Here is a 21,685-nt window from a genome sequence, read left to right on the forward strand (position 1 = left end):
CTACACTTCGAGTTTCTTATATAGTTTAATGAACCCGTATATCATAATTCCAATCAGAATGATCCAGAAAACAAAGGCTAACGTTGTAATCGTCATCACACCTTCAATCATTCCAATCACGGATTATATCTCCCCATTATTTCATTTTCGAGTCACGACACTACATAGTGTAGTTTTTGTGCGATGACTCGTCAATCTATGGATTGCGGCCGCTTTTTAGTCAACCTCATTTATAAAAACCTTATCCGATCAAGCCCGTGATGCCGGAGAACAGATTTGAGAAAAAGTCCCCCATACCACGCAGCATCATTTGGAACCATCCGGCTTGTTCCACGTCCTCCGCTACAACGAGCGGGACCTCATAATCGCTGCCTTGATAGGTTACCGTTACGCTACCCACTTGAGCCCCAGCTTGAAGAGGGGCAACCAACTTCGACTCTTCGAACAGTTGATATTTCGTCGTCCTCGTGCCCTCTTCACCCTTCCTACCCACAACGACAAGCCCTTCGCCAATCAAGACCGGGGCTTCCCGATTCACTGCATTGCGAATCTGAATCGATGGGAGGTCGGGTAATTCTGTCTTTGCCGAAAGAATTGTTTTAACTTCAAAATTGTTAAACCCATAGTCAAGCAGTTTTCTAGTTTCGTTAAACCGTGCGCTTATCGAATCCGCGCCCATCACGACACTCACAAGACGCATACCATCCTGCTCCGCCGTACCTGTAAAGCAGTAACCGGCCGAATTTGTATTGCCGGTTTTCAACCCGTCAAGCCCTTCATATGCAAATTGTTGTAAGCTCACGCTATCCTTATTTCCTTCGACCATCCAATTCCAATTGACCATCGGCTCAGCGTCGGTTTCTTCGAACTTCAGTTGTGGGATCTTTGTAAATTCGAGCACTTCCGGATATTCCGTAATAATCGCTCTCGCGAGAATAGCCGCATCCTTGGCGGACATGAGCGTTTCACCCTCGATGGCAGGTTCTTCGACCATGTCGTCTCTCTCCAAACCCGTGGAGTTAATAAAACGAGCACCTTCCGACATGCCAAGCTCTTTCGCCGTCTCGTTCATCAGTTTCGCAAATCCGTCCTGTGTCCCTGAAATATGTTCTGCCAACGCAATAGCGGCGTCGTTGCCGGAATAAATGGATAGTAACTCGAACACTTTGCGAAGAGGGTAGGTCTGTCCTTCCGCCATTAGCTGTCCCGAACCGATCGCATCCGCTGCGTTCTTCGACGTCATCACCATGTCATCCCAGCTGATCTTCCCGGTCTCAATCTGTCTCATAACCAAGTACTCTGTCATCATCTTGGCCATACTCGCAGGAGGTCGCGGTTCATTCTCGTTAAGACCATATATGATTTGTCCTGTCGTCAGTTCCATCAAAATGGCGGACTTCACGTTTAAACCAAGGTCAACATTATCACTCTCCGCTTCTACCTTCTGGGGAGATAATATTAAGCCTTGAACAAACAAGGCGCATAATAATATGAAGACAGCTCGAACGGTACGTTTCCGTAACATTATTCCTACTCCTTTAATAGTCTATCGCGATGCTGGGTTTCTCGCCCAAATAACAACAAAAGAGTCCAATGACAGGTCATCACCAAATTATACACTTGATTCACACTACAGATTGTAGTCCTATGTGTGCGATGAGGTCAAATTCATAATTTATTTTGGGGTGTCACTCTCTCACTAAGCACACGAATGGTTTCGATATCCGAGGAAGTCGATAATATGAATGGTTCCGTGTATGGCTCCGGTCCTTTTCCCGTAATCACGATCCAATCTCCTTTCTTGACAACCTCCCACGCATGGGAGATGGCCATCGTGCGATCTTCAATGACTTCGCAACGTCCACTAAAGCTTTGGTAACTTTGTAGAATCTTCTCCTTGGGAACGCCATTACGGTCGTCAAATGTAAGAATTGTCTTACCACAATAACGATTCGAGATGTTCAGCATGACGCCCCACTTCGAATCGTCCTTGTTTCCGCGAAACCCAAATATGTGTAAGATCCGTTTAGGTTTCATCGCTCGTATTGTCTCAAGGCACTGGAGCAACCCATCGGGAGTATGTGCATAGTCAACAACGACCACTGCTCCGGAAGGATGTTCAAACTTTTGAAAACGCCCCGGGACACCGGGAAAAGAGGCGATTGCTTCGGCGATTGTATCATATGGAATTCCCCTGCGTCTCGCCAGCAGAACGGCTCCGATCGAATTCCATACGTTATAATGCCCCGGAATCGGCAAATGGAGCGTATATGGTTCCCCTTGTTCGCGAAAATGAATTATCGGTTTCATTACATTTTCGACGCCGGTTACCTGAATTGTATCCTCGGTGCGGAGTCCCACAGTGGATACCGGTATGTTTCGCTGTATCAAATCATCTCTTAGTTTCGTTCCCCAGACGGAGTTCGTATTTACAATCGCTTCCCCCCACTCTTCAGCAAGGAGAACAATCTTCCTTTGGATTCAAAGTATTTCTCAAGCGTTCGATGAAAATCGAGATGTTCATGGCTAAGGTTTGTGAACAAGGCGTAATCGAATGAAACTCCATCCACCCGGTGTTGTGCTAACCCGTGAGAGGACGCTTCCATGACTACATACTCATCATTACTTTCAGCCATCCATCGCTGTAATTGAACCGCATCATAAGTCGTCATTTTTGATGGAAGCGACTTCCCATTTACATAACGTTCAACGGTTCCAAATAACGAACAAGAATGTCCGGCATATTCGATTATATGTCTTATCATGTGAGCCGTTGTGGTTTTTCCGTTTGTCCCTGTTATTCCAATCACCGTATGATTAGACGAAGGATTTCCATAAAATTCGGATGCCAGCTTTGCCAATGCAAGTCTCGCGTTACGCACGCGAAAATATGGAACCGGCAATGAGTTCATTTCTTTCTCACCTATAATCGCAACAGCACCGGCAGCCAATGCGTCTTGAATATAACGATGACCGTCAGAAGCAAAGCCGCTGATCGCGAAAAATAAATCACCTTGTCTCACTTCCGCGGAATGAAACGTAATGTTGTCGATCTCTTGATCTTCCACGACTGGCACTGGAATGGTTAATTGTCCCAAAAGCTTGGATAGCTTCATCTTGAAACCCCTTCAATGATGTCAAATTACACATTGTGTCCTTAACATATAAAACACCAGCCGCTGTAAGCGGCCGGCTTGGGTTCTGTTCAGCTTTATAACATATTGCTATGGTCCATGTTATCCATGTTATCCATATTTTCAGTATTATTTTCAGTTTCTCCACTGCAAGCTACTAATATCAAAACTAAGGAAAACGTGAAAAATAAAATCAATAATCGTTTCATTTGCTGCGGCAATATATTCAGCCCCTTACATATGAAATGAGATCAATCATTGGTCATCAACTGTCACAAATTATATACTACATTTCGTAGTATGTCTAATGGACGAATGGCACACGGCTCTTGCCAGCTCGGAGCTTATTCACTTTCCGAATAACGGTCCGGCAGGGGTACAAGTGATTGAACATAACCTGTCTTTTGTACCGTTCGGTTCCGTTGCCTTGGCGATTGTGGCCGCCCCCTTTTCCCACTTGGGTAAACACGCCCCGATGCTTTGGGTAGATCCTGGCGGGGTTCCGGACATTGTCAAAAATTACATCGTATCAATTCAAGTAAAATACAGGAATTCTCCCCCGAGGGACCATATAACCATGCCTGGATCACCGGGGACGAATCACTAATCCATGACGACGTTCAGGCCAACATTGACGAATGGCTTGAAATCGTGTCTCAATCCGGAGAAGATCATGGAGACATGACCGAAGACGGAAATATGTCCGATATGCCAGGTATGCAACATTGAATGGTGTTGAAACACCAAGACGCTGTCCCAGAAAAACTGTTCAGCGTCTTCGTATTTTTTATAAAACGCTTCCGCCAAAAATAAACCGATACTCCCAATGATCATCGCCGATCGTATCGATACGAACTCCGCCTGAATCTTTAGAATATGTCTGCAGGATTTTGCCATCCCCTAAGTAGATTGCATTATGGGTAATCCGCTGGCCGCTTTTATTAATTCCTTCGTAGTCGGTTTCATCTGAGCCCTCATACGACATAAAGAACATGATATCCCCCGGCTTCAAATCTCTCCAGTCGGTCGTCGTCTTCCCAATCGAGCGAACATAATCCGCTTGCGTGCGGGAGTTGGACGTAAGTGTAATTCCGGCTCCGTCTTTATAGGCTTGTCTTACGAAATCTGAGCAATCGAAGGTACGCGTGTTGCTTCGGCTTGAACCGAATTCATAAGGTGTTCCAAGATATTTCATTCCGGCGTTAATCACTTTTTGTACGGATGCACTTGGTTTTGTTCCATTTGGTTTCGTCTCTGTCGGTTTCGTCTCCGATGTCTCCACATTACCTTTTATATCTATGTATTTACTGGAAGATGAAACATATCCCACCTTCCCTTTCGAATCTTTCACTTTCAGCCAGTAGCTATTAACTTTTTCAAGGATCGACACCTTTTCACCAGTTCTAAGATACCGGATTTGATCTCCATCCACCGATGGTTCTTCTCTAAAGTTTACAGTCCGTTCAACCACGGCAATCGCTGCGGATCCACTGGAAGCAGTCGTTCCTGAGCCATCTTGAATATCTACGTATTTACTGGAGGAAGAAACATACCCGACAGTACCTCTGGAATCCTTCACTTTCAACCAGTAGCTATTAACCCTTTCAAGGATCGATACCTTTTCACCAGTTCTAAGATAACGGATTTGATCTCCATCCACCGATGGTTCTTCTCTAAAGTTCACTGTACGTTCGACCTCGGCAACCGCAGCGGACGCGTAAGGAGTAATGGCTAACGATCCGCCGAATAAAACCGTTGACGTCACTACGATATGTAGTATTTTGTTTTTGTTCATAATAGCCTCCATATCTTTGTGAGATAAGGCTATTATAAATGAATGATAGTAGCTTGTATGCCAGTAAATATAACCAAATAAGAAGAGAACCGAAGTTGCCTTGGCTCTCTGAAGGAGATTAATTTAATGGATTCCATGTCTGACCGTTATCCGTACTTTCGTATGCGGTAAACTGATTGGTAACGATCAATAATTGATTTGGATTTTGTTTCGATGCTTTTATTCCAAGCGGCATCTCATCTTTTAGCTCAAGATCCATTGGCGACCAATCCTTCCCATCGACTGATCGATACATGCCGCTTTCAGTTAATGAAATGATCTCGCCGTTAACTCTGGTCAAAAGCCCATAGGTTGGTTCTGAATTCAACGTTTCAGTGGAATTTAGTTCCGTACCTAACCTATAAAGAAATAATCCCTCCTCCGTACCCACCAACAGAGAGTTTTCATTGACCGGGCGGTTGGCCGGAACCGCAATGGTATACGCTCCCGCGGACACCTCTCCAGCCACTGACCACGTTCTGCCTCCATCTAACGATTCGTACACGTTGTCGCCTTCCTGATTGATGAATACGAAAAGGTGTTCCGGGTTGTTCGGATCGGTGGTCAGCAAATGAGCATCCGGCACATTCGGTTTCGGTTGGTTCGGTACTCCGTTTTCGAAAGCGGTCCACGCCCCCCCTCCATCCGATGTTCCCGCGATAAACCCATGTCCAGAGGCAACAATTTTATTCGGATCAGACGAGTTAATTTCTAAACCCATAATATCATTGTCTCTTAAATCCTCCACTGCCCTTCTCCATTTACCGTCTGATAACTCGTATATCCCTGTGTGCGTCCCCATCCATACACTATTCTCATCAGGAGAATACGTAAACGTATGAGGATGCGTGGACGCCGGATCGAACTCATCCGAATTCGCTTCATCCCAACGATCGACGATCCCCCATACGCCACCGGTTACGATTATCGAAAATACGGTCAATACAATGGTTCCCGTGCCGATCTTAAACGATTTTTTCTGTGTCATAAACGCATCCCTTCATAAAAGACAGTCATAATATACTACAAATTGTAGTAAATATGCCATAGAACTTCAAACCGAACAAAATTAGCATCTGCATAAGAAGGGGAAATTATGATTAGACAACTGCAACATTTCGCACATATGATCCTAATCGTGTTCGCTCTTATCGCACCATTGATGTACTGGCAGATGTAATTTCCGAACTGACCATAAAAGCAAAAGCTGTAAACAGTTCCTTGTAACTTTCGTTACATCACAATTACTATTTTAAGTACGATAAGGGATCAACGTTCTGATTATTTACGTATACCCCAAAGTGCAGATGATTGCCTGTCGAGGCGCCGGTGGAGCCGACTTCGGCGATCTTATCTCCCGCGGAGACCTCATCTCCGACTTTTACTTTTATACCGCCTGTCCGAATGTGAGCGTAAAGGGTGCGAATCCCATTTTCATGCTCAATGATGACGCAGTTTCCAAAATCGCCATACCATTGAGCAAGAACAACGGTTCCGGATGCGGCCGCAACAATTGAATCACCGTTCGGTGCAGCGATGTCAAGCCCGTTATGATTTTTTTTCTTCCCTGTGATGGGGTGAATTCTCGGTCCCCACATCGAGGTGATTCGGTCACTGGACGGCACGGGCCAAGTCATCTGTCCTCCGGAGTACTTCACAATCTTTTTCTTCGGTTTTTTCTGTTGGTTTTTCAATTCCGCTTGTTGTTTTACTAGCTTCCCTTGTTGGTCTGCCAGTTGGAGGATTTCCTTTTCATGTTCTTCTCGGATTTCCTCCAATTGCTCTTCTTTGGTCTCCAACGATGCAATGGCGACTTGTTTATTTTTTTGCTTGCCCTCAAGCTGCTTCCTAATTTCTGATGTTTGCACGACCAAGTCATTGACGTAACTTAATTGAGCTTCTACATCCTTCTTTTTATTCTCCACTTCCTGCCTATCTATTATATTTAAAGCTAGCAGTTGCTTGTCCTGTTTCACAATCGATTGGATTGCCGATACACGATCGAGAAAATCCATAAAACTGGTTGAACTTAATAAAACATCGAGATAACTGACAACACCGTTCATGTATAACAGCCTTATTCGATTATTTAACAATGCTTCTCGTGTTGAAACTCGTTCTTCAGCTTGTTCTAGAAGCCCCGTCGTGTATTTAAGATTCTCCTCAACTTCCTTTACTCGATTCGATAATTGCAGTAATTTTCGGCTAGAAGTATCAATGTCGCTTTGGATTTGTTGAATTTGATCCGCGTATTCTGATTTTTGTTTCTGAATTTGTTCCATCTCAGATCTAGCTTTGTTGCCAAGACGTTCAGCCTCTTTGAGCTGTTTCTTCACTTGGTTTAACTGTTGATCAATTTTATCTAACTGCGTATCTGCCAGTACGGTAGGTCCTCCCGATAAAAGCAAACTGATAACGACGCAAGTCAACAATTTTTGTTTCATGCTTCACTTCCTCCAAAACTAGCTCAATCGTTGTGACGATCATACCGCTATGTTACACTACTTAATGTAGTATACACGTTAATGGAGTGAAATGAAATGATAGATTATCAAAATCGCTGGTATCTCGGTGCAGTGTTAATAACGCTGTTTATCGGAATCATCAGCGCCATCATTTACTACAGCTATGCGCGAAATGAAGAGGTGCCATATGTCCGCATGATTACAATAGAACAGCTTAATGAGATGGTGGATGAAGACCAAGGAATCGTCATCGTTGATTTAAGAAGTCCGGATTCCTTTCGACAAGGAAGAGTTTCGGGTGCAGTCAATATACCAATTGACCAATTTGATGCTCATGTAAATGAGCTTGTGAAAGAGGAAAAAGTCATTCTATTATCCCTTACCGAAGAAATCAGTTTGGAATCTGGGAAGATGCTTCTGGAACGAGGCTCTAAAGAAGTTTATGTACTCGAAGGCGGGATTGCCTCATTAGGGAATTAGTTTTACATAAATTGGCGAATAATACATACCGAAATACGGAGTATCCATTATAATTTGTTCGAGGTGATTGATGGTATGTCCCGCAAACACCTTATATTGCCCGTATTTTTGCTCGGAGCAGTTGTAGGAGGCTACATCGCCTACAATGTCCCTTTACGCCCCCCGACAGAAACGGGAGCGGTTGAGAAGCCATCCGATGAACCGTTGGAGGCGGCATTTAATACAGAAGATGATATCATTCCTGCTTCCAAAAATCCGATTCAATTCGACCGGCAGGAAGTCCCTTCACCTGAAACTCCGATCAAAAAAGACACTGCCCTACTCGATGCTCCGATCATAGAACAGCTCCCGGAATTTCGAAACGGCTGCGAGGTCGTGTCGTTAACGATGCTCCTACAGTACTACGGAATTGATAAGAACAAGATGGAACTCGCTGAAGAGATGAAGAAGGATCCCACGGAAAGAAAGGAATCCGCCGATCGAATAATCCTGTATTGGGGTAACCCAAACACAGGGTTTGTGGGGGATATAACAGGGAAAACGAAAGGATATGGCATCTACAACAGGCCCTTGTTAGAATTGTTGGAGAAATATATACCCAGTGCCCTTAATTTAACAGGGAGGTCGTTCGACGAAATCGAACGTTCTATTTCGGATGGTCGCCCTGTTGTTGTTTGGACGACCGTATCGTTCGAAAAGCCTCGAGAGGATCAATGGTTAACATGGGATTCTCCCCAAGGAGAGGTTCGCGCAACCTTCCAAGAACATGCCGTCCTATTAGTCGGTTACGATAATGATTACGTATATGTGAACGATCCGTTATCAGGCAAGAAACAACTCAAACTTGAAAAACGCACTTTTTTACCGAGTTGGGAGGCGCTCGGTAAACAAGCCATCTCTTATTCATCTGCCCCTGTTGCAGATCGTACTCGTTGACGGACACCAGATAGAGCTACACCTAAAATGGCAAAACTCAATGCCACCCATTGAGTCAATGACAATCCAAAGAATTGAAAAAGCTCAGGTTGGAAAAAGGAGACGATAAACATTCCGACGCCTAGGAGCAACATCGCATCCGCTGCAACGATTCCTTGTCCAATTTTCGATAATGGTCTTTTCAAAGTCCAGATTAAGACGGTGAATGATGCGATGATCATATATACATTAATTGGATGGTAGCGATATGCGCGATCGGTGATCGTAATCCCCCAGGGCAGGCTTGTCTGGACTCCGTATCTCCACCCCAATACATTAAATACCGTAATTGAGGCAATCAACCCTAAAACGACAAGATCGGCAAACAACCATCCATTCATGTTTTGCTTTCTTAATCCCCTCATTACATACATCGCGGAAATGAAAAATCCTAGCCAAAGCCCTTCTCTTGTGCCAGGTATAATGAGAAAAGAAACAGGGCTCCTCATAATTTCAGGGAAGTTTGTAACAATAGGACTTACTTTCCATGCGATAATAACGATGAATAATGCCTGAAATATAAGATCAGAAATCCGTTGATCCCACAATCCTTTTCTTTTTGCGAAAACCTTGAGCGCCTGAAAACCGACTACCCCCGCGATGGCCCACTTCAATAATATGCCTTGTATCATAAAAGGCCCCAGTGTGATTACTTCCGGCAAAAAACGTCTCCCCCTAAGGCAAAAGTTGACGAAACTTCGATTGGAGATCGGAGGGGCTTGCCAAACCGATGACTATATCCTGAATGGTTCCATCTTTATTGATGAAGTACGTCGTCGGAACGGCTCTTGTTTGGAATAAATCGCTTACTGTCCCCTCCTTGTCCAACAATACCGGAAAAGTAAATCCGTATTCTTCTGCGAACTCAGCAGCTGCCTCGGCAGAATCCCCTTCCGTTAAGTTGACAGCCAATATTTCTATCTCTTCCCCGTATTCCTTATAAAGCTTGACTAGTTCCGGTGCTTCAATCCGGCAGGGGTTGCACCAAGATGCCCAAAAGTTAACAACCACAGGTTTATTACCTCTTATGTTGTCGAAGAAGTAGCTCTCACCGTTCAAATCTGACAACTGGAAGCCCGGAGCTTGGAACCCGATTTTGGGCAATTGTTCTTGATTGGAAGCCTTCCCGCTTTGGAACATGGCCACGCCGGCCAAAATGAGCACAAACGTTAAGATGATAATATTTTTCCTCATAATAAACAGCCGCCGATCATTCCGCTCGTCAACGCAAGTACTCCGATGCTTGAGACAGCGAAAGCAAATTTGCTAAACGCCCGGATCCGAACCGGTTCGTCGGGCACTAACAAGTGTTTGATTCGATAATTTACGGCGTAATCTGCGAATTGTGCGTAAGCGAACTGTCTCCCTTGGTTTTTATGCGAACGAACGAGCTTAAGCAAAGCGTTTCCTAGCGATTGCATATCTCCTGTAGCGCGAACCGCATAACGGTCGGCTTCAATTTCCGTCCAACATTTATAGTAATGCAGGACTTGTCGAAACACAGGTAAATAGGAAAAGCATTCGGCCAGTACCGTAAGAATAAACATTTTTAAAGGATGAAGCCTATGACAGTGATATCGTTCGTGGGACAGAACTGCTTTCAATTCATCATCGGATAAGCTTGAAATAATGGCCGAAGAAACAGCAATGCGAGGCGCGAACAAACCAAAAACGATGGCGTACATGTTTTCATCACGCACAACAACGAGTCGGTTCATTCCGAACATCTGCCTCACTTTATTCGTTGCCATAATATCTTCGGCTTTATGCAGATGGGATACCCACTGTTTGTGATGCTTACTTTGTTTAAACAATCGCAGTCCGATTTTTACGAACGTATAGACAATGAATATATTGGCTAACATCGCTAGTATTTTGGACTCGCCAGCCAGATTATTAAAAGCGTCGACGCAATACTGAAGGACATTCCATGCAACGTTCACATCCCAGATCTGGTGGACAACGAACATAGTCATCTGAGATAAGAGAAACAGGCCAAAAAAGACCGCAATCATGAATGTTACCCGATAGCTCATAACCTGATTCATGTTGACGGCCTTCTTTTGAAATCTGCGAGTTTTTCCTCTAATTTAGCGATCAATTCCGGATCCGCTTGCTCCAAAGCATCCAACATATGCGTCACAACGTACTCCCCAAACTCGCTCACAAGACCATGCGTTATCGTTTTCGTTTGGTCCGAGATAAATTGTTCCTTTTCCTGTACCGGGGAAAATACGGATACCCGGTCACGTCCTGTTCCCTTCTTTTCCTTCTTTAAATATCCTTTCTCCACTAACCGGTTCATTACCGTCATTACGGCATTGAACGATATCGGATTTTCCTCGCTGAGAACGAACTGCATTTCCTTCGCTGAATACTCGCCTTTCTTCCAAAGTAGTTCCATGATTTTGGCTTCCAAAGGTCCAAAAAAAACATTGAGGCCCTCTTCTCGAATATTGACCTTTTTAATATTCAATTTGCTTTCCCTCCACCATAGTAAAGTGAAACAACTACTCCATTATAACTTAGTACTACGAATTGTAGTACTTTTTCGCTATGCAGGTCAATTGTTAGTTAATTGAAGAGACAAATTGAAGATTGTCGCCTCCCTCATTAACAAGACGTTCACAATTGAATTTTTCGGTCTTCACACTTTCTGCACATTTGACAATTATCATACAAAGAAAGCAACAAAGAAACAAATGTGGATAGGAGGATCACACATACGATGCGGCGAAACATTTCAAAAAAGTATGCAAAACCATTGCTTGTTCTAGGTACGCTAACTGCCTCCTTGCTCATCGTTGCGGGTTGCAACACCGACAGTATGGAAGGCATGGATCATAGCAACATGCCTGGAATGGAGCAGGAAAACACGAACGATGCGGGATCAAGTGGGATGGAGAATATGGATCACAGTAACATGCCCGGTATGAGCGAAGGGGCCCAAGGGTCGGTAGATGTGCCATTTGAAGTGTTAACCGGCAACTCATTCACGCTAACCGCTCAGGAAAGTCATTTGATGGTAAACGAAACGAACATGCGTACAGCGTGGACATTTAATGGTACGGTGCCCGGTCCCCAATTGCGCGTTCAGCTTGGCGAAGACATTGAAGTGAATCTGAAAAATGAGTTGAAGGAACCCGTTACGATCCACTGGCATGGCTTGCCTGTACCAAACAATATGGACGGTATCCCCGGCGTAACAATGAACGCCGTTCAACCGGGAGAGGTATTCACGTATAAATTTAAAGCGACCGTACCGGGTACTTATTGGTATCATTCCCATCAGAACGGCGTCGTACAAGTGGATAAAGGACTTTACGGCTCCTTCGTCGTAGAAGATCCGAACGAGCCTAAGGCGGATCGCGATTACACTCTTGTTTTGGACGAGTGGATGGAAGACGGAGAAATGGACCACGGTTCGATGGATATGGACGCTATGAACATGGAGACAGACACTGAGGCTGGCGGAAATGAAGGGCATGCCGGTATGAGTGAAATGAGCGATATGGGTGATCCGAGCGGTATGAGCGACGCTGAGATGATGCCTCTGATGTATCCGATCTTTACGGCGAACGGTAAATCTGGCTCCTCTATCTCTCCGCTTGCGGTGAAGGAAGGCGAAACCGTGCGTATTCGACTTGTAAACGCTGGTTTCTTATCACATCCGCTTTATCTCCAAGGTCACGATTTCAGAGTTGTGTCTACCGACGGACAAGCGATAAACAACCCGCCGCCTGTAGATGGGCGTTTGTTAAATATCGCCCCCGGCGAACGTTATGACATAGAGTTTATCGCCGATAATCCGGGGAAATGGGTGCTTGAAGAACGCAGCAAAAACCCGGGGGCGGGCGGTTTGGCGATTCCACTCGTATACGAAGGCGCAGAAGGAGAATTTACACGCGATACAGAGCAACGAACCGTTCTTGATTTGACCCAATACGGGGAAGCGGCTGGAGCACAGTTCTCTCTTACCGACGCTTATGATCTTGAGTATACGATGGACTTGAATACGGAAAGCGTTGACGGCCATGCGTCTTACACGATTAATGGCGAGGCGTTCCCGGAAACCGATCCGATTATGGTCAACGAAGGGGACCTAGTGAAAGTTAGACTGGTGAACAATTCTCCGGAAGACATTCATCCGATGCATTTGCACGGTCATTTCTTCCAAGTCTTAAGTCGAAATGGTCAGCCGGTTGAAGGATCTCCGCTTATAAAGGATACCATTAACATTCTTCCCGGCGAGGAGTACGTAATTGCGTTTAAGGCGGATAATACCGGCAACTGGATGTTCCACTGTCACGACCTTGGCCATGCTTCGGAAGGTATGGTTACCCAGGTTAATTACGAAGGGTTTACACCTGACTTCTCTGTTGATCCAAACGCAGGAAATCAGCCAGAATAATTCAAAGGACTACAGCCATTACTACCAATGGTTGTAGTTCTTTTTGCATTGTCCTTGAACAGCTTTTTATCTAGAGGGTCCGGATTGCAGTAATGCTGCTGATGTCCGGTAATTATGATCGCTCTCTTTAAAGGCAGCCTTTTCTGTCTGGATTGTTTTTTTGCCGTCTTCTTGGCCGGCCGAATAAACACCAATTATTGAACTAGCTTTCGAGGGAGTTTAAAAGTCATTTCATCGATTTGGCTATCTTGATCATCTCATCTCCTTCTTGGACAATTCGCCACTGCCAATCCAAGGCACCAGATTCCCCTTCTCTTATCATTCCATCAAGTGTTTAGTGAGGACCACGCGAACGAATAAAGATGCCCAAGTTAATGAATTCTAAGTATGGGAGGAATTCACGATGATGGATGACAAGATGTTGGATGGATCGATGACGATGATGGTTATGATGTGTGCCATAATGTGCATCGGGACGCTCATCCTTGTACTTGTGCTTGGAGCAACGGTATACGTCGTTGTACGTTTGCTGATGATGAAGAGCCGGGTCGTGGATCGCCCCTTGATGATGCTGAAGGAACGGTATGTCAGAGGAGAAATTAATGATGACGAATATTTGCGAATGAGAAAAGTAATCAATGATGAGAAATAAGGGAGTGCCTGCCATAGATGAGGCCTCATTTAAAAGAGTCTGACAACGAAGCCCATCCTCCCAAGTCCTTAAGCAACGCTGCCATCTGGTCTGCCTGAAACAAATCATCCACACGGTTACGCGCTCTACGTCATACACACTACAAATTGTAGTAAATATGACCATAAAGATCAAACGGCGCCGTGTTCACATCATATTCATATGTTCCATGTCCCCAGCCATCAAAATCAATCTTTTTTCAAGCTCAACCTGGACTCCGAACGAGATATCATTGTAATTTCCGATAACAAATCCGTGCATAAACGGCGGCATCGGAGGTTCAGGACGGATCGGGTTTAAAGCATGCAAATATTGCTGTATCGCTTGGGGAACTCTCGATGGTTCAATGACTAACGCTGGAGTGTGCTTTCCAATGTGCGAAAAAATAGTTCCTGCAATCGCGTGATGCCAGTTGTGGAAAGGAACAAACGTAAACGCATCTCCCCTTCCTTTCTGATTGCGATTCCATCCAAACCGAGTCGCAGGGTCGTGATAAGCTGCGAAATGTACACTGAGTTCGAACGGATCCGTCCTTTAATCCTGTTCAACTTACCTTGCGATAGTTCGCTGATCTCCGTCTCAACTCTCTCCCCTATCGTGTGACGGGATCCAATCAAATACCCGTTCCAATCCAGATGACGTTTAATCCATTCCACTGTCGCTGCGGGCAATCCTTGGCGTGTGGTAAACAGAATCGGGGTACCGGAATGCGCGGCATAACCCGGAGCAGGCAATGCCTCGCTGAACGTTTCTTCCGATACGATCATGTAGCTCTTATCAAGCGGCATGTTTGCCATTCGTGTGATTTCTTCTCGCACATCAGCTACTGCATAAGCCGTATATGCAGGATCTTGATTGCCTATACGTGCTGTCGTCATTCCTAATCGTTGGACGTCTCGCTCGACTTGCTCGGGTATAGGCCCAACCAGCAATACCTGAGCCGGGGATTGTTCTCCTGAAGGTACTAGCCGCACCAGTTCCTGTCGAGTAACGGCCGGCATGAATCGCTCAACAAATAGTATTGGAGCTCCCATAGGATGATGAATTAGCCCTGTGGCGGCGAACGCAAACCGAAAATCGTGAGCCGGGCATAAAATAACGGCCTTCGGCTTCCAAGGCACGTTCCGATCCGGAAAGCCGATTTGCGACGTATGTACCGCCAATGAAAACGGATCATCCGCGTAAACTCGTGTTGTATCAATCGTATACATATGCATCCCTCCGCTCTAATCTATTCAAGAGAAAAGGCAGAGTGAACCGTCATACATAATTATTTCAACATATGCGTAGTGAGCTGTCAGTACTTATCCTCACCCCAATCATAATTACATCGGCCAAGCATATGCATGAGAATAACCAAATAGGGGGATGGACTATATGAGTGTATGGTACGCTTTAACGTTAGGGGTTCTTTGTATATGGACTATCGGATTTATTGTTTTTTTCCGAAAACGACTCTCTTGTATGGCGGGAATGATGGCTGCGATGGCACTTGGCATGATGGTAGGACTAGGGTTCGGCGTGCTAGTGGCAAGTTGGATGCCCGGACAATTATTTCAATCTACTGTTCTAGGAATGCTGATTGGCGGACTTATTGGTGCCTTTGCGGGGTTACCCATAAGCATAATGGCTGTTCTTGACGGTTTACTTTCAGGAATTATGGGTGGAATGATGGGGACGATGCTCATCTCAATGATTCCAAGTTCCTATAGCATTCCGACATTAAAGATCGTGGCATTGTTGTGTTGTGGCGTTATCTTTTTAGTATTGCTTATGCTTCAGGGGGAAATAAAACCTGATTATCTAAAGACACATTCTTGGCTGTTCTCCAAGCCCGCTCCGATGTTCGCTGTTATTGTTGTATTACTTACGGTCAGCAATTTATCATCAGTACCACAAAGTACTATGGGGGTGGGTGAACATGCTCATCAAGATCCAATAGCACAGCACCTCCAGACCCCCGACCTCAATCAAAAAATAGTTATCGTGGCAAAGGAGTTTACATTTTCTTTGCAAAATCTGAGCGTAATTGCAGGAGAACCTTTTCAACTTATTTTGCAAAATACTGGTGAAGTTGAGCACGATTTTGAAATTGTTGGGACTAACGTCCATATTCATGCGGGACCCGATAAAATCGCAAGTCAAATCGTAACCTTGAACAAACCTGGTACATATCAGGCGATTTGCACTTTGCCAGGGCATCAGGAAGCAGGCATGGTTGCGGTTGTCCATGTCAACCCCCGTTAGATGTACGGTTAACGTATCCCTTCGACTACATCAATCAAGTGGTAAGAGTAGAACTCTAGTGGCACTTGTTTTATTGAACGTTGCGTATGATGGATACCTCAACGCGACGGTTCTGCGCACGGCCTTCCGGCGTGTCGTTAGTGGCTACAGGCTTGTTCTCCCCGTATCCGATAATTGAGAAGCGCTCCTTACCGACATCAGGATTTTCTAAAAGCACTGACATAAACGCAAGCGCTCGATCGGAACTAAGATGGAAGTTGGAAGGGAAGTTCGACGTCTTGATGGGTACGTTATCGGTATGACCTGCGACAATGACCTCATAATCCGGGTGTTGTTCTAAGAGTATTGAGATTGTGCCGGCCAACTGGCGCGATTCTGGATTCAATTGCGCGCTGCCGGAAGCGAACAGCGTGTTATCACTAATTGTGATCCTAAGCTGATATTGGTCAAGCTGGGTCTCAATCCGAGTCGTCATACCGTTCTCCTCAATATATTGATCGATTTGGCGCTTCAACTCCAGTAGCTGCACGCTTTCTTTTTGGCGCATCTGTTCATCAGTAGATTGTTCCTTCTCCTCTGCGGCACCCTCTCGTTCCACGCCGACCTCTGTGTTGGGGGGAACGGGGGACATGTTCTGGAAGAAGCTCGGCCCGCCGCTAAGCGCGGCTTGAAACGACTTTCTGATTTCATCAAATTTCTTCTGGTCGATCTGACTCGATGCGAACAGTACGATGAACATCGCCAACAGGAGTGTCAGCAAATCGGCATACGGGATAAGCCAAGATTCGTCCATATGCTCTTCATGATCATGCTTGTGCCGCTCTTTGCGCACGACTCCATCCCCTTTCAATTCAACTGCCCACTCTGTTGGCGCTCTGCGCACTGAGCCTACTAACCTTAATTCCATATAAAAACGCGACAAAATCTCGGTGAATGAGACTCCAAACATGCAGTTCGCAACCAAATCTCTAACTTTTTTATAAATGATACTACATCATGTAGTGTCATGACCATACCATTAGTTCTGGAATCAACAAAAGAAAAGTGCAACGTATCCCATTGTAGATACAGCACTTTTCTTATAACATCTTACTGAATCATTGTACCAGGTGGTGTAACATTGCCTTAGTACATCATGCCTCTGGAGCTACCATTCATCATGTTCGAACCGTTCGCTTCGCTCCCATGACATGCGTTGTACATGTCCTGCAGCTGACCTTCAGTTAATTTCGGGTGCATCTGTTTTATGAGGGGGAACATCTCCTGAAACGAATTGTCCCCGCCCGCAGCCGCAGCTGCAAACGCTCCAGTACCAACAGCTGAAACCGCAACTGTAATTCCAAGCACAACTAATATTTTTTTCATTAGCTAACGCCTCCTTGAGTTTCATCTTACAAATAAAGCATGTAGAAAGTATGTGGGCTTGAACTCCTCCAATAACAAAATGCAACCGCATTTACTCTTAATGCGGTTGCCAACCAAATATATTATGTAGTTAATTTAATTCATTCTGCTGCCTTGGCTTTAACCCTTACGCTGCTCCTGCTGTTTACGCCACCCGTACCGGGTCATTCCCCGCGGCTTGTACGTCGACAGTGTCATAATCACAAGCAACAACAACAGGCCACCCCCAGGGTGAAGGAATTGACCCCAGCCCCCCAGCCTGCCGAGATCAGTGGTGGGATCAGCCGCTGCGCTTGCCAGGTAGCTTATTGGTTCTAATTGCGATAGCAAAACTTTGAAGGCAACAACTGTCAGCATGAGTTTCGTTATGACCCAATAGTGTCGGAATAAGCCCCATGGGGTACCAAGAGACATGATTAGACCAGTTACCAGCGAGGCAGCAGACAACGGCACGAGGGCGAACCTGGCGATAGGCTCCATCGCGATAAAGGCGGCGCGCACCGTTTGTGCATCTTGGCTGGTCTGAGTTGTAACAACAAGCGCTAGGTATGCCACGACCCCGCCGATCCAGCCGACCGAGAAGGTAATATGCGCGGTGAGTGCGAGCTTACGCAGACCGGGCTTCATAGTCTTAGTGACCTCCCTCGGGAGGGGTATGCTGTTCAGGTCCGTCCCCCCCAGACATCTCCTGCTCGTTCTGCTTAGCGGGACCGAACCCTTGTTCGTGGCGACCAGGACCATGTTCACCACCGATGCCCGTGAATTTGATGACCACGACCAGCAAGATTAAGGTGATTACGATGATTCCAAACACTTTCACCCAAAGCGGTGTCCTTGGAGGTCGATCCTCGGTCGGTCGTATGTCGCCTTCACTGCCGGTATCACTGTTGGAGTATGGTGTTTTACTCATTGGGTTATCCTCCTCTTTGAAACGTCAAGCCTATTCTAAACGGAGAAAATAAAATATTTATAAATTGAAAATGAAAAGCTATAAAGCAAATCTAAAAAATTTGAATCTGAAAAAACAAAAAACCTTCAGTAACAACTGAAAGTTTTTCTGAACAAAACCTATACCGAAAGTGGAAGGGTGAACCGGATTCCCAATCCCCCGTAGTCTGAACGAAATGCGCTAATTTCGCCGCCATGATGTTCAATAATCGATTTACAGCTTGCGAGACCAAGTCCTGAACCGCCATGATTAATTTGTCTGGACTTATCCACCGTAAATAATTTATGAAACAAAGAAGATAGTTCCTGATCCGGCACTCCCGTGCCGTCGTCCTCTACCTGAAAATAGGAATGATTGCCCGAAACATAGCCGGTGAAATAAACGTTAAGCTCCTTCTTCCTGCCATATCTCACAGCATTGCTGAAAAGATTCCCAAACACGCGACGTATCATATGTTCATTTATCAAAATGAACTGATTCGGAGCGAAGGAATGCTTCCAAGTAAGCTTATAATCGAATCCTGATAATTCAGTTTCATATTCATCAGCAATATTTTCAAAAAATCTACGTGTTTCCAACGGCTTCAAATCAATCTTTTCAAGCATAAGCTCGTCCTTAGTAAACGCACTAAAAGCATTGATCATCTCTACCATATGCTTTGTTTTTTTGATGATAAGTTCATAATATTCCTGTATTTCCTTATCGGTTAGGTTCTTCTGCATGGATAGCAGCTCCACAAAGCCTGTAATAGACGTCAATGGAGTCTTCAAATCGTGAGCGATGGCTGCAATCATATCAACCTGTTCCCTATGTGCCTGATAAAGCCTTTCTTCCATCTCATTGAAATGATTGTACAATTGACCAATTTCGTCCTTCCTTCTTGATTGCAAGGAGGTCCGAGAATTCCCGATCTTTACTTTTATCAGCCTCAAATTAAGGATCTGAATCGGTTTCGTAATGTTAAAATGAAAATATATGATTAATGCAACGAACATCAAGCCCAATAGTACACTTAAAAATAAAAGCATCTTGAAATGAAGCGGACCAAACATATTTCCATGCAGCATATGTCCTACATAGAAAACGAAGAAAACGGCGATCAGTGCAAGCATCAGTATAAACATAATTACAAAAAGTAAAGGAAGCTTGATTTTCAGCTTCATGTTATTCGTTCCCTTCAGTATATTTGTATCCGACACCCCAGACTGTTTTAATAAAATCGTACTTCACGCCTAGCTTTTTTCGGATATTCTTGATATGCACCGTGACAGTGTTTAATTCTCCGTATTCGTCCCCCCAAACGTTCTCGTATATTTGGTCTCGGGTTAATACGTGATTCGGATGATTCTTCAGAAAAGATAAAATCAGAAATTCTTTCGCCGACAATTCCAATTTTTGATTATCTACGTAAACTTCAAACGTCTTTTCATTTAAGACAAGCGGTGAACTTGGAGCTTGAGTATTCGTATCCTTTTCCTGCTTGAGAGCATTCCATTCCTTATACAAGCGGTCCACCTTTCTAAAATGAGCTTTGATCCGCGAGGTGAGTTCATGAATGCTAAAGGGCTTGGTCATATAATCGTCAGCGCCTATTTCCAGTCCGATAATCTTGTCTATGTCCCTGTCTCGAGCGCTTAGCAACAGAATAGGGATGTTGTACTCGCTTCTGATATTCCTGCAAACTTCCAAACCGTTCATTTCCGGCATCATAATATCAAGAACAACAAAATCAATCTTTTTTTCTTTCATGATACGTAAAACTTCTTCTCCTGAATAAGCAGGTATCGCATGAAATTGTTCGAACTTTAAACTTTCAGTGATTAGCTTCACGATATCTCGGTCGTCATCGGCAACCAAAACCGTCTTATCCATTGTTTCACCAACTTATAATTTTTCATTTATGCTTTGATATTAACAAAGGTGTCCGAATTGATGAAACATATTTCAACTCTGTAGATCATTTTTCATCGGGTAAGAAAAAGGAGGGGACCATTACGTCCCCTCAACAACCGCTTGATTTAGTATGCAACTCGTTTGGCCCAAAGGAAGTTCTTTCTCCAAAATGGGATGTTAATACTTCTGTATTGAACTCCGTCCTTCGGCTCATTCAACGCATGGATCATCCTTCCGTTCCCTATGTATATCCCAACATGACCAGGAATGTTTTTAGACTTAAATCGGCCTGGGATATGGAAGAACAATAAATCTCCTTTACGAAGCGATCTCCTGCTAACGGTTTTCCCCACCTTCCCTTGGGCACGAGCTGTGCGGGGGAGTTTAATCCCATGTTGGGCAAACACATACTGGGTGTATGACGAACAATCAAAAGTACGATCGTCCGGATATTCACTTCCGAAAACGTATCTCACCCCAAGGTATCTCCTCGCTGTACGAAGCATATTGTTGACGCTAATATTCTTTAACGCCTGAGCTTGTATATTTCCGTCTGTGACGCCAGCATCGTCCATGAAATCGACATTTCTCAGCGGGTCTGTGGGATCATCCGCAAATTCGTAAACATCACCGTACAAGGGAACATCTGCGTTTTCTTCGAAGCCCTCTTCCCCTACAGGTGCAATTTGTATCTGTCCATCCATAAACTTATAGGACATATCTTCACCAAAAAGGTCGCTGACTGCAGTAATGGGGAGGTACGGCTTTCCCTCGATCATCTTCGGAGCATCGCTTAACGAAAAGGGTTCCCCTTGTTTCAGGGCTTGTACCTGATCCATTTGTATTTCGTACTCTACACCCGTATCCCCGATGGAGTACTTCCCATTTTTGTTGGCCATTTGATAACCCAGAACAGATATCAATTCCTGAAGTTCAACATACTCCTCGTTTTGTTGTGTGGTTGTCGAAATGGTAGCTCCTGCGTTATTGACATTCTGTGTTTGAACGTTGGACCGATTTTTCATGTCATTGGCGTTTGTCGAAGGTTCTTGCGCCCCGTTCTCATTACAGCTAGTCAGTAAGATCGCACCAGCGGTCAGCAATTTAACAATCCGTATTTGACTGGATCCCATTTTTGTTGCCCCCCATTTGTTTTCCTTATTTTCTTCTTCCCTTGTCCAATCCATTCAAATAATCTCTGC

The 21,685-nt window shown here is 44.8% G+C and carries 24 protein-coding genes; 5 read left to right on the forward strand and 19 right to left on the reverse strand.

What is annotated here, in order from left to right; genetic code table 11:
- Positions 1-241 precede the first annotated feature (241 nt).
- The 7 genes from FE782_RS21975 to FE782_RS22005 form a co-directional block, all read right to left on the reverse strand.
- Positions 242-1,525, reverse strand: coding sequence for a D-alanyl-D-alanine carboxypeptidase family protein (locus FE782_RS21975; protein ID WP_138196492.1), 1,284 nt, complete (start codon positions 1,523-1,525; stop codon positions 242-244).
- A 143-nt stretch (positions 1,526-1,668) separates the two neighbouring features.
- Positions 1,669-2,310 carry a glutamate ligase domain-containing protein gene (locus FE782_RS21980; protein WP_138196493.1) on the reverse strand — a complete coding sequence of 214 codons (642 nt, stop codon included), beginning with the start codon at positions 2,308-2,310 and terminating at the stop codon, positions 1,669-1,671.
- A gap of 119 nt (positions 2,311-2,429) precedes the next feature.
- Complete coding sequence (locus FE782_RS21985; protein WP_138196494.1) at positions 2,430-3,116, reverse strand: Mur ligase family protein; 687 nt, start codon at positions 3,114-3,116, stop codon at positions 2,430-2,432.
- A 621-nt stretch (positions 3,117-3,737) separates the two neighbouring features.
- Entirely contained in the window at positions 3,738-3,941 is a 204-nt protein-coding gene (locus FE782_RS21990; protein WP_138196495.1) for a hypothetical protein, read from the reverse strand.
- Positions 3,922-4,929 (reverse strand): C40 family peptidase, encoded by a 1,008-nt coding sequence (locus FE782_RS21995; protein ID WP_138196496.1) that lies wholly within the window; start codon positions 4,927-4,929, stop codon positions 3,922-3,924. Before FE782_RS21995 ends, FE782_RS21990 begins: the two co-directional genes overlap by 20 nt.
- Before the next feature lie 118 nt (positions 4,930-5,047).
- Entirely contained in the window at positions 5,048-5,956 is a 909-nt protein-coding gene (locus FE782_RS22000) for a WD40/YVTN/BNR-like repeat-containing protein (protein WP_138196497.1), read from the reverse strand.
- A 259-nt stretch (positions 5,957-6,215) separates the two neighbouring features.
- Positions 6,216-7,412: a murein hydrolase activator EnvC family protein gene (locus FE782_RS22005; RefSeq protein ID WP_138196498.1), complete on the reverse strand. Its 1,197-nt coding sequence runs from the start codon at positions 7,410-7,412 to the stop codon at positions 6,216-6,218.
- Positions 7,413-7,508: 96 nt separating this feature from the next.
- Here FE782_RS22005 and FE782_RS22010 point away from each other — a divergent pair, with 96 nt between their 5' ends.
- Complete coding sequence (locus tag FE782_RS22010) at positions 7,509-7,913, forward strand: rhodanese-like domain-containing protein (protein WP_138196499.1); 405 nt, start codon at positions 7,509-7,511, stop codon at positions 7,911-7,913.
- Between the two features lie 75 nt (positions 7,914-7,988).
- Positions 7,989-8,849 carry a C39 family peptidase gene (locus FE782_RS22015; protein WP_138196500.1) on the forward strand — a complete coding sequence of 287 codons (861 nt, stop codon included), beginning with the start codon at positions 7,989-7,991 and terminating at the stop codon, positions 8,847-8,849.
- Here the strand turns inward: FE782_RS22015 and FE782_RS22020 are convergent.
- Genes FE782_RS22020 through FE782_RS22035 form a run of 4 tightly spaced genes read right to left on the reverse strand, consistent with a single transcriptional unit; the run spans position 8,813 to position 11,364 of the window.
- The gene (locus FE782_RS22020) at positions 8,813-9,550 is read right to left on the reverse strand and encodes a prolipoprotein diacylglyceryl transferase family protein (RefSeq protein ID WP_138196501.1); all 738 of its coding nucleotides are present in this window, start codon (positions 9,548-9,550) and stop codon (positions 8,813-8,815) included. The genes FE782_RS22015 and FE782_RS22020 overlap by 37 nt on opposite strands.
- Positions 9,551-9,563: 13 nt before the next feature.
- Positions 9,564-10,082: a TlpA family protein disulfide reductase gene (locus FE782_RS22025; protein WP_138196502.1), complete on the reverse strand. Its 519-nt coding sequence runs from the start codon at positions 10,080-10,082 to the stop codon at positions 9,564-9,566.
- Complete coding sequence (locus tag FE782_RS22030; protein ID WP_138196503.1) at positions 10,079-10,936, reverse strand: M56 family metallopeptidase; 858 nt, start codon at positions 10,934-10,936, stop codon at positions 10,079-10,081. The genes FE782_RS22025 and FE782_RS22030 overlap by 4 nt, the downstream gene beginning before the upstream one ends.
- The gene (locus tag FE782_RS22035) at positions 10,933-11,364 is read right to left on the reverse strand and encodes a BlaI/MecI/CopY family transcriptional regulator (RefSeq protein WP_138196504.1); all 432 of its coding nucleotides are present in this window, start codon (positions 11,362-11,364) and stop codon (positions 10,933-10,935) included. The genes FE782_RS22030 and FE782_RS22035 overlap by 4 nt, the downstream gene beginning before the upstream one ends.
- A gap of 252 nt (positions 11,365-11,616) precedes the next feature.
- On the opposite strand from FE782_RS22035, the gene FE782_RS22040 reads away from it, so the two are divergent.
- Complete coding sequence (locus FE782_RS22040) at positions 11,617-13,299, forward strand: multicopper oxidase family protein (RefSeq protein ID WP_138196505.1); 1,683 nt, start codon at positions 11,617-11,619, stop codon at positions 13,297-13,299.
- Positions 13,300-13,702: 403 nt separating this feature from the next.
- Positions 13,703-13,951 (forward strand): SHOCT domain-containing protein, encoded by a 249-nt coding sequence (locus FE782_RS22045; protein ID WP_238392609.1) that lies wholly within the window; start codon positions 13,703-13,705, stop codon positions 13,949-13,951.
- A 389-nt stretch (positions 13,952-14,340) separates the two neighbouring features.
- Here the strand turns inward: FE782_RS22045 and FE782_RS22050 are convergent, their stop codons facing one another.
- On the reverse strand, positions 14,341-15,201 hold the full coding sequence (locus tag FE782_RS22050; RefSeq protein WP_138196506.1) for a cell wall-binding repeat-containing protein: 861 nt from the start codon (positions 15,199-15,201) through the stop codon (positions 14,341-14,343).
- 166 nt (positions 15,202-15,367) lie between these two features.
- Between FE782_RS22050 and FE782_RS22055 the strand changes: the two genes are divergently transcribed.
- Complete coding sequence (locus FE782_RS22055; RefSeq protein WP_158299502.1) at positions 15,368-16,237, forward strand: cupredoxin domain-containing protein; 870 nt, start codon at positions 15,368-15,370, stop codon at positions 16,235-16,237.
- A gap of 70 nt (positions 16,238-16,307) precedes the next feature.
- On the opposite strand, the gene motB is transcribed toward FE782_RS22055, so the two are convergent.
- The 7 genes from motB to FE782_RS22090 all read right to left on the reverse strand — a co-directional run bounded on the left by motB (position 16,308) and on the right by FE782_RS22090 (position 21,670).
- On the reverse strand, positions 16,308-17,069 hold the full coding sequence (gene motB / locus FE782_RS22060; RefSeq protein ID WP_202914586.1) for a flagellar motor protein MotB: 762 nt from the start codon (positions 17,067-17,069) through the stop codon (positions 16,308-16,310).
- Between the two features lie 293 nt (positions 17,070-17,362).
- Positions 17,363-17,602: a hypothetical protein gene (locus tag FE782_RS22065; protein WP_138196508.1), complete on the reverse strand. Its 240-nt coding sequence runs from the start codon at positions 17,600-17,602 to the stop codon at positions 17,363-17,365.
- A 159-nt stretch (positions 17,603-17,761) separates the two neighbouring features.
- Positions 17,762-18,268 carry a DUF2269 domain-containing protein gene (locus FE782_RS22070; protein ID WP_138196509.1) on the reverse strand — a complete coding sequence of 169 codons (507 nt, stop codon included), beginning with the start codon at positions 18,266-18,268 and terminating at the stop codon, positions 17,762-17,764.
- A 4-nt stretch (positions 18,269-18,272) separates the two neighbouring features.
- Positions 18,273-18,551, reverse strand: coding sequence for a hypothetical protein (locus FE782_RS22075; protein ID WP_138196510.1), 279 nt, complete (start codon positions 18,549-18,551; stop codon positions 18,273-18,275).
- 158 nt (positions 18,552-18,709) lie between these two features.
- Positions 18,710-19,753, reverse strand: a complete 1,044-nt coding sequence (locus FE782_RS22080) for a HAMP domain-containing sensor histidine kinase (protein WP_138196511.1) — start codon at positions 19,751-19,753, stop codon at positions 18,710-18,712.
- A gap of 1 nt (position 19,754) precedes the next feature.
- A complete protein-coding gene (locus FE782_RS22085; RefSeq protein WP_138196512.1) occupies positions 19,755-20,462 on the reverse strand; it encodes a response regulator transcription factor in 708 nt (235 codons plus the stop codon).
- 146 nt (positions 20,463-20,608) lie between these two features.
- Positions 20,609-21,670 (reverse strand): C40 family peptidase, encoded by a 1,062-nt coding sequence (locus FE782_RS22090; protein ID WP_138196513.1) that lies wholly within the window; start codon positions 21,668-21,670, stop codon positions 20,609-20,611.
- Between the last annotated feature and the right edge of the window lie 15 nt (positions 21,671-21,685).

The organism is Paenibacillus antri (genome assembly GCF_005765165.1).
In the GTDB taxonomy this organism is placed as follows: Bacteria; Bacillota; Bacilli; order Paenibacillales; family YIM-B00363; genus Paenibacillus_AE; species Paenibacillus_AE antri.

Bases quoted from the DNA above. Each gene is read 5' to 3' on its own strand.
- FE782_RS21975 (WP_138196492.1), bottom strand. From the start codon at position 1,525: ATGTTACGGAAACGTACCGTTCGAGCTGTCTTCATATTATTATGCGCC.
- FE782_RS21980 (WP_138196493.1), bottom strand. From the start codon at position 2,310: ATGAAACCGATAATTCATTTTCGCGAACAAGGGGAACCATATACGCTC.
- FE782_RS21985 (WP_138196494.1), bottom strand. From the start codon at position 3,116: ATGAAGCTATCCAAGCTTTTGGGACAATTAACCATTCCAGTGCCAGTC.
- FE782_RS21995 (WP_138196496.1), bottom strand. From the start codon at position 4,929: ATGAACAAAAACAAAATACTACATATCGTAGTGACGTCAACGGTTTTA.
- FE782_RS22000 (WP_138196497.1), bottom strand. From the start codon at position 5,956: ATGACACAGAAAAAATCGTTTAAGATCGGCACGGGAACCATTGTATTG.
- FE782_RS22005 (WP_138196498.1), bottom strand. From the start codon at position 7,412: ATGAAACAAAAATTGTTGACTTGCGTCGTTATCAGTTTGCTTTTATCG.
- FE782_RS22010 (WP_138196499.1), top strand. From the start codon at position 7,509: ATGATAGATTATCAAAATCGCTGGTATCTCGGTGCAGTGTTAATAACG.
- FE782_RS22015 (WP_138196500.1), top strand. From the start codon at position 7,989: ATGTCCCGCAAACACCTTATATTGCCCGTATTTTTGCTCGGAGCAGTT.
- FE782_RS22025 (WP_138196502.1), bottom strand. From the start codon at position 10,082: ATGAGGAAAAATATTATCATCTTAACGTTTGTGCTCATTTTGGCCGGC.
- FE782_RS22030 (WP_138196503.1), bottom strand. From the start codon at position 10,936: ATGAATCAGGTTATGAGCTATCGGGTAACATTCATGATTGCGGTCTTT.
- FE782_RS22040 (WP_138196505.1), top strand. From the start codon at position 11,617: ATGCGGCGAAACATTTCAAAAAAGTATGCAAAACCATTGCTTGTTCTA.
- FE782_RS22045 (WP_238392609.1), top strand. From the start codon at position 13,703: ATGATGGATGACAAGATGTTGGATGGATCGATGACGATGATGGTTATG.
- FE782_RS22050 (WP_138196506.1), bottom strand. From the start codon at position 15,201: ATGTATACGATTGATACAACACGAGTTTACGCGGATGATCCGTTTTCA.
- FE782_RS22055 (WP_158299502.1), top strand. From the start codon at position 15,368: ATGAGTGTATGGTACGCTTTAACGTTAGGGGTTCTTTGTATATGGACT.
- FE782_RS22065 (WP_138196508.1), bottom strand. From the start codon at position 17,602: ATGAAAAAAATATTAGTTGTGCTTGGAATTACAGTTGCGGTTTCAGCT.
- FE782_RS22070 (WP_138196509.1), bottom strand. From the start codon at position 18,268: ATGAAGCCCGGTCTGCGTAAGCTCGCACTCACCGCGCATATTACCTTC.
- FE782_RS22075 (WP_138196510.1), bottom strand. From the start codon at position 18,551: ATGAGTAAAACACCATACTCCAACAGTGATACCGGCAGTGAAGGCGAC.
- FE782_RS22080 (WP_138196511.1), bottom strand. From the start codon at position 19,753: ATGAAGCTGAAAATCAAGCTTCCTTTACTTTTTGTAATTATGTTTATA.
- FE782_RS22085 (WP_138196512.1), bottom strand. From the start codon at position 20,462: ATGGATAAGACGGTTTTGGTTGCCGATGACGACCGAGATATCGTGAAG.
- FE782_RS22090 (WP_138196513.1), bottom strand. From the start codon at position 21,670: ATGGATTGGACAAGGGAAGAAGAAAATAAGGAAAACAAATGGGGGGCA.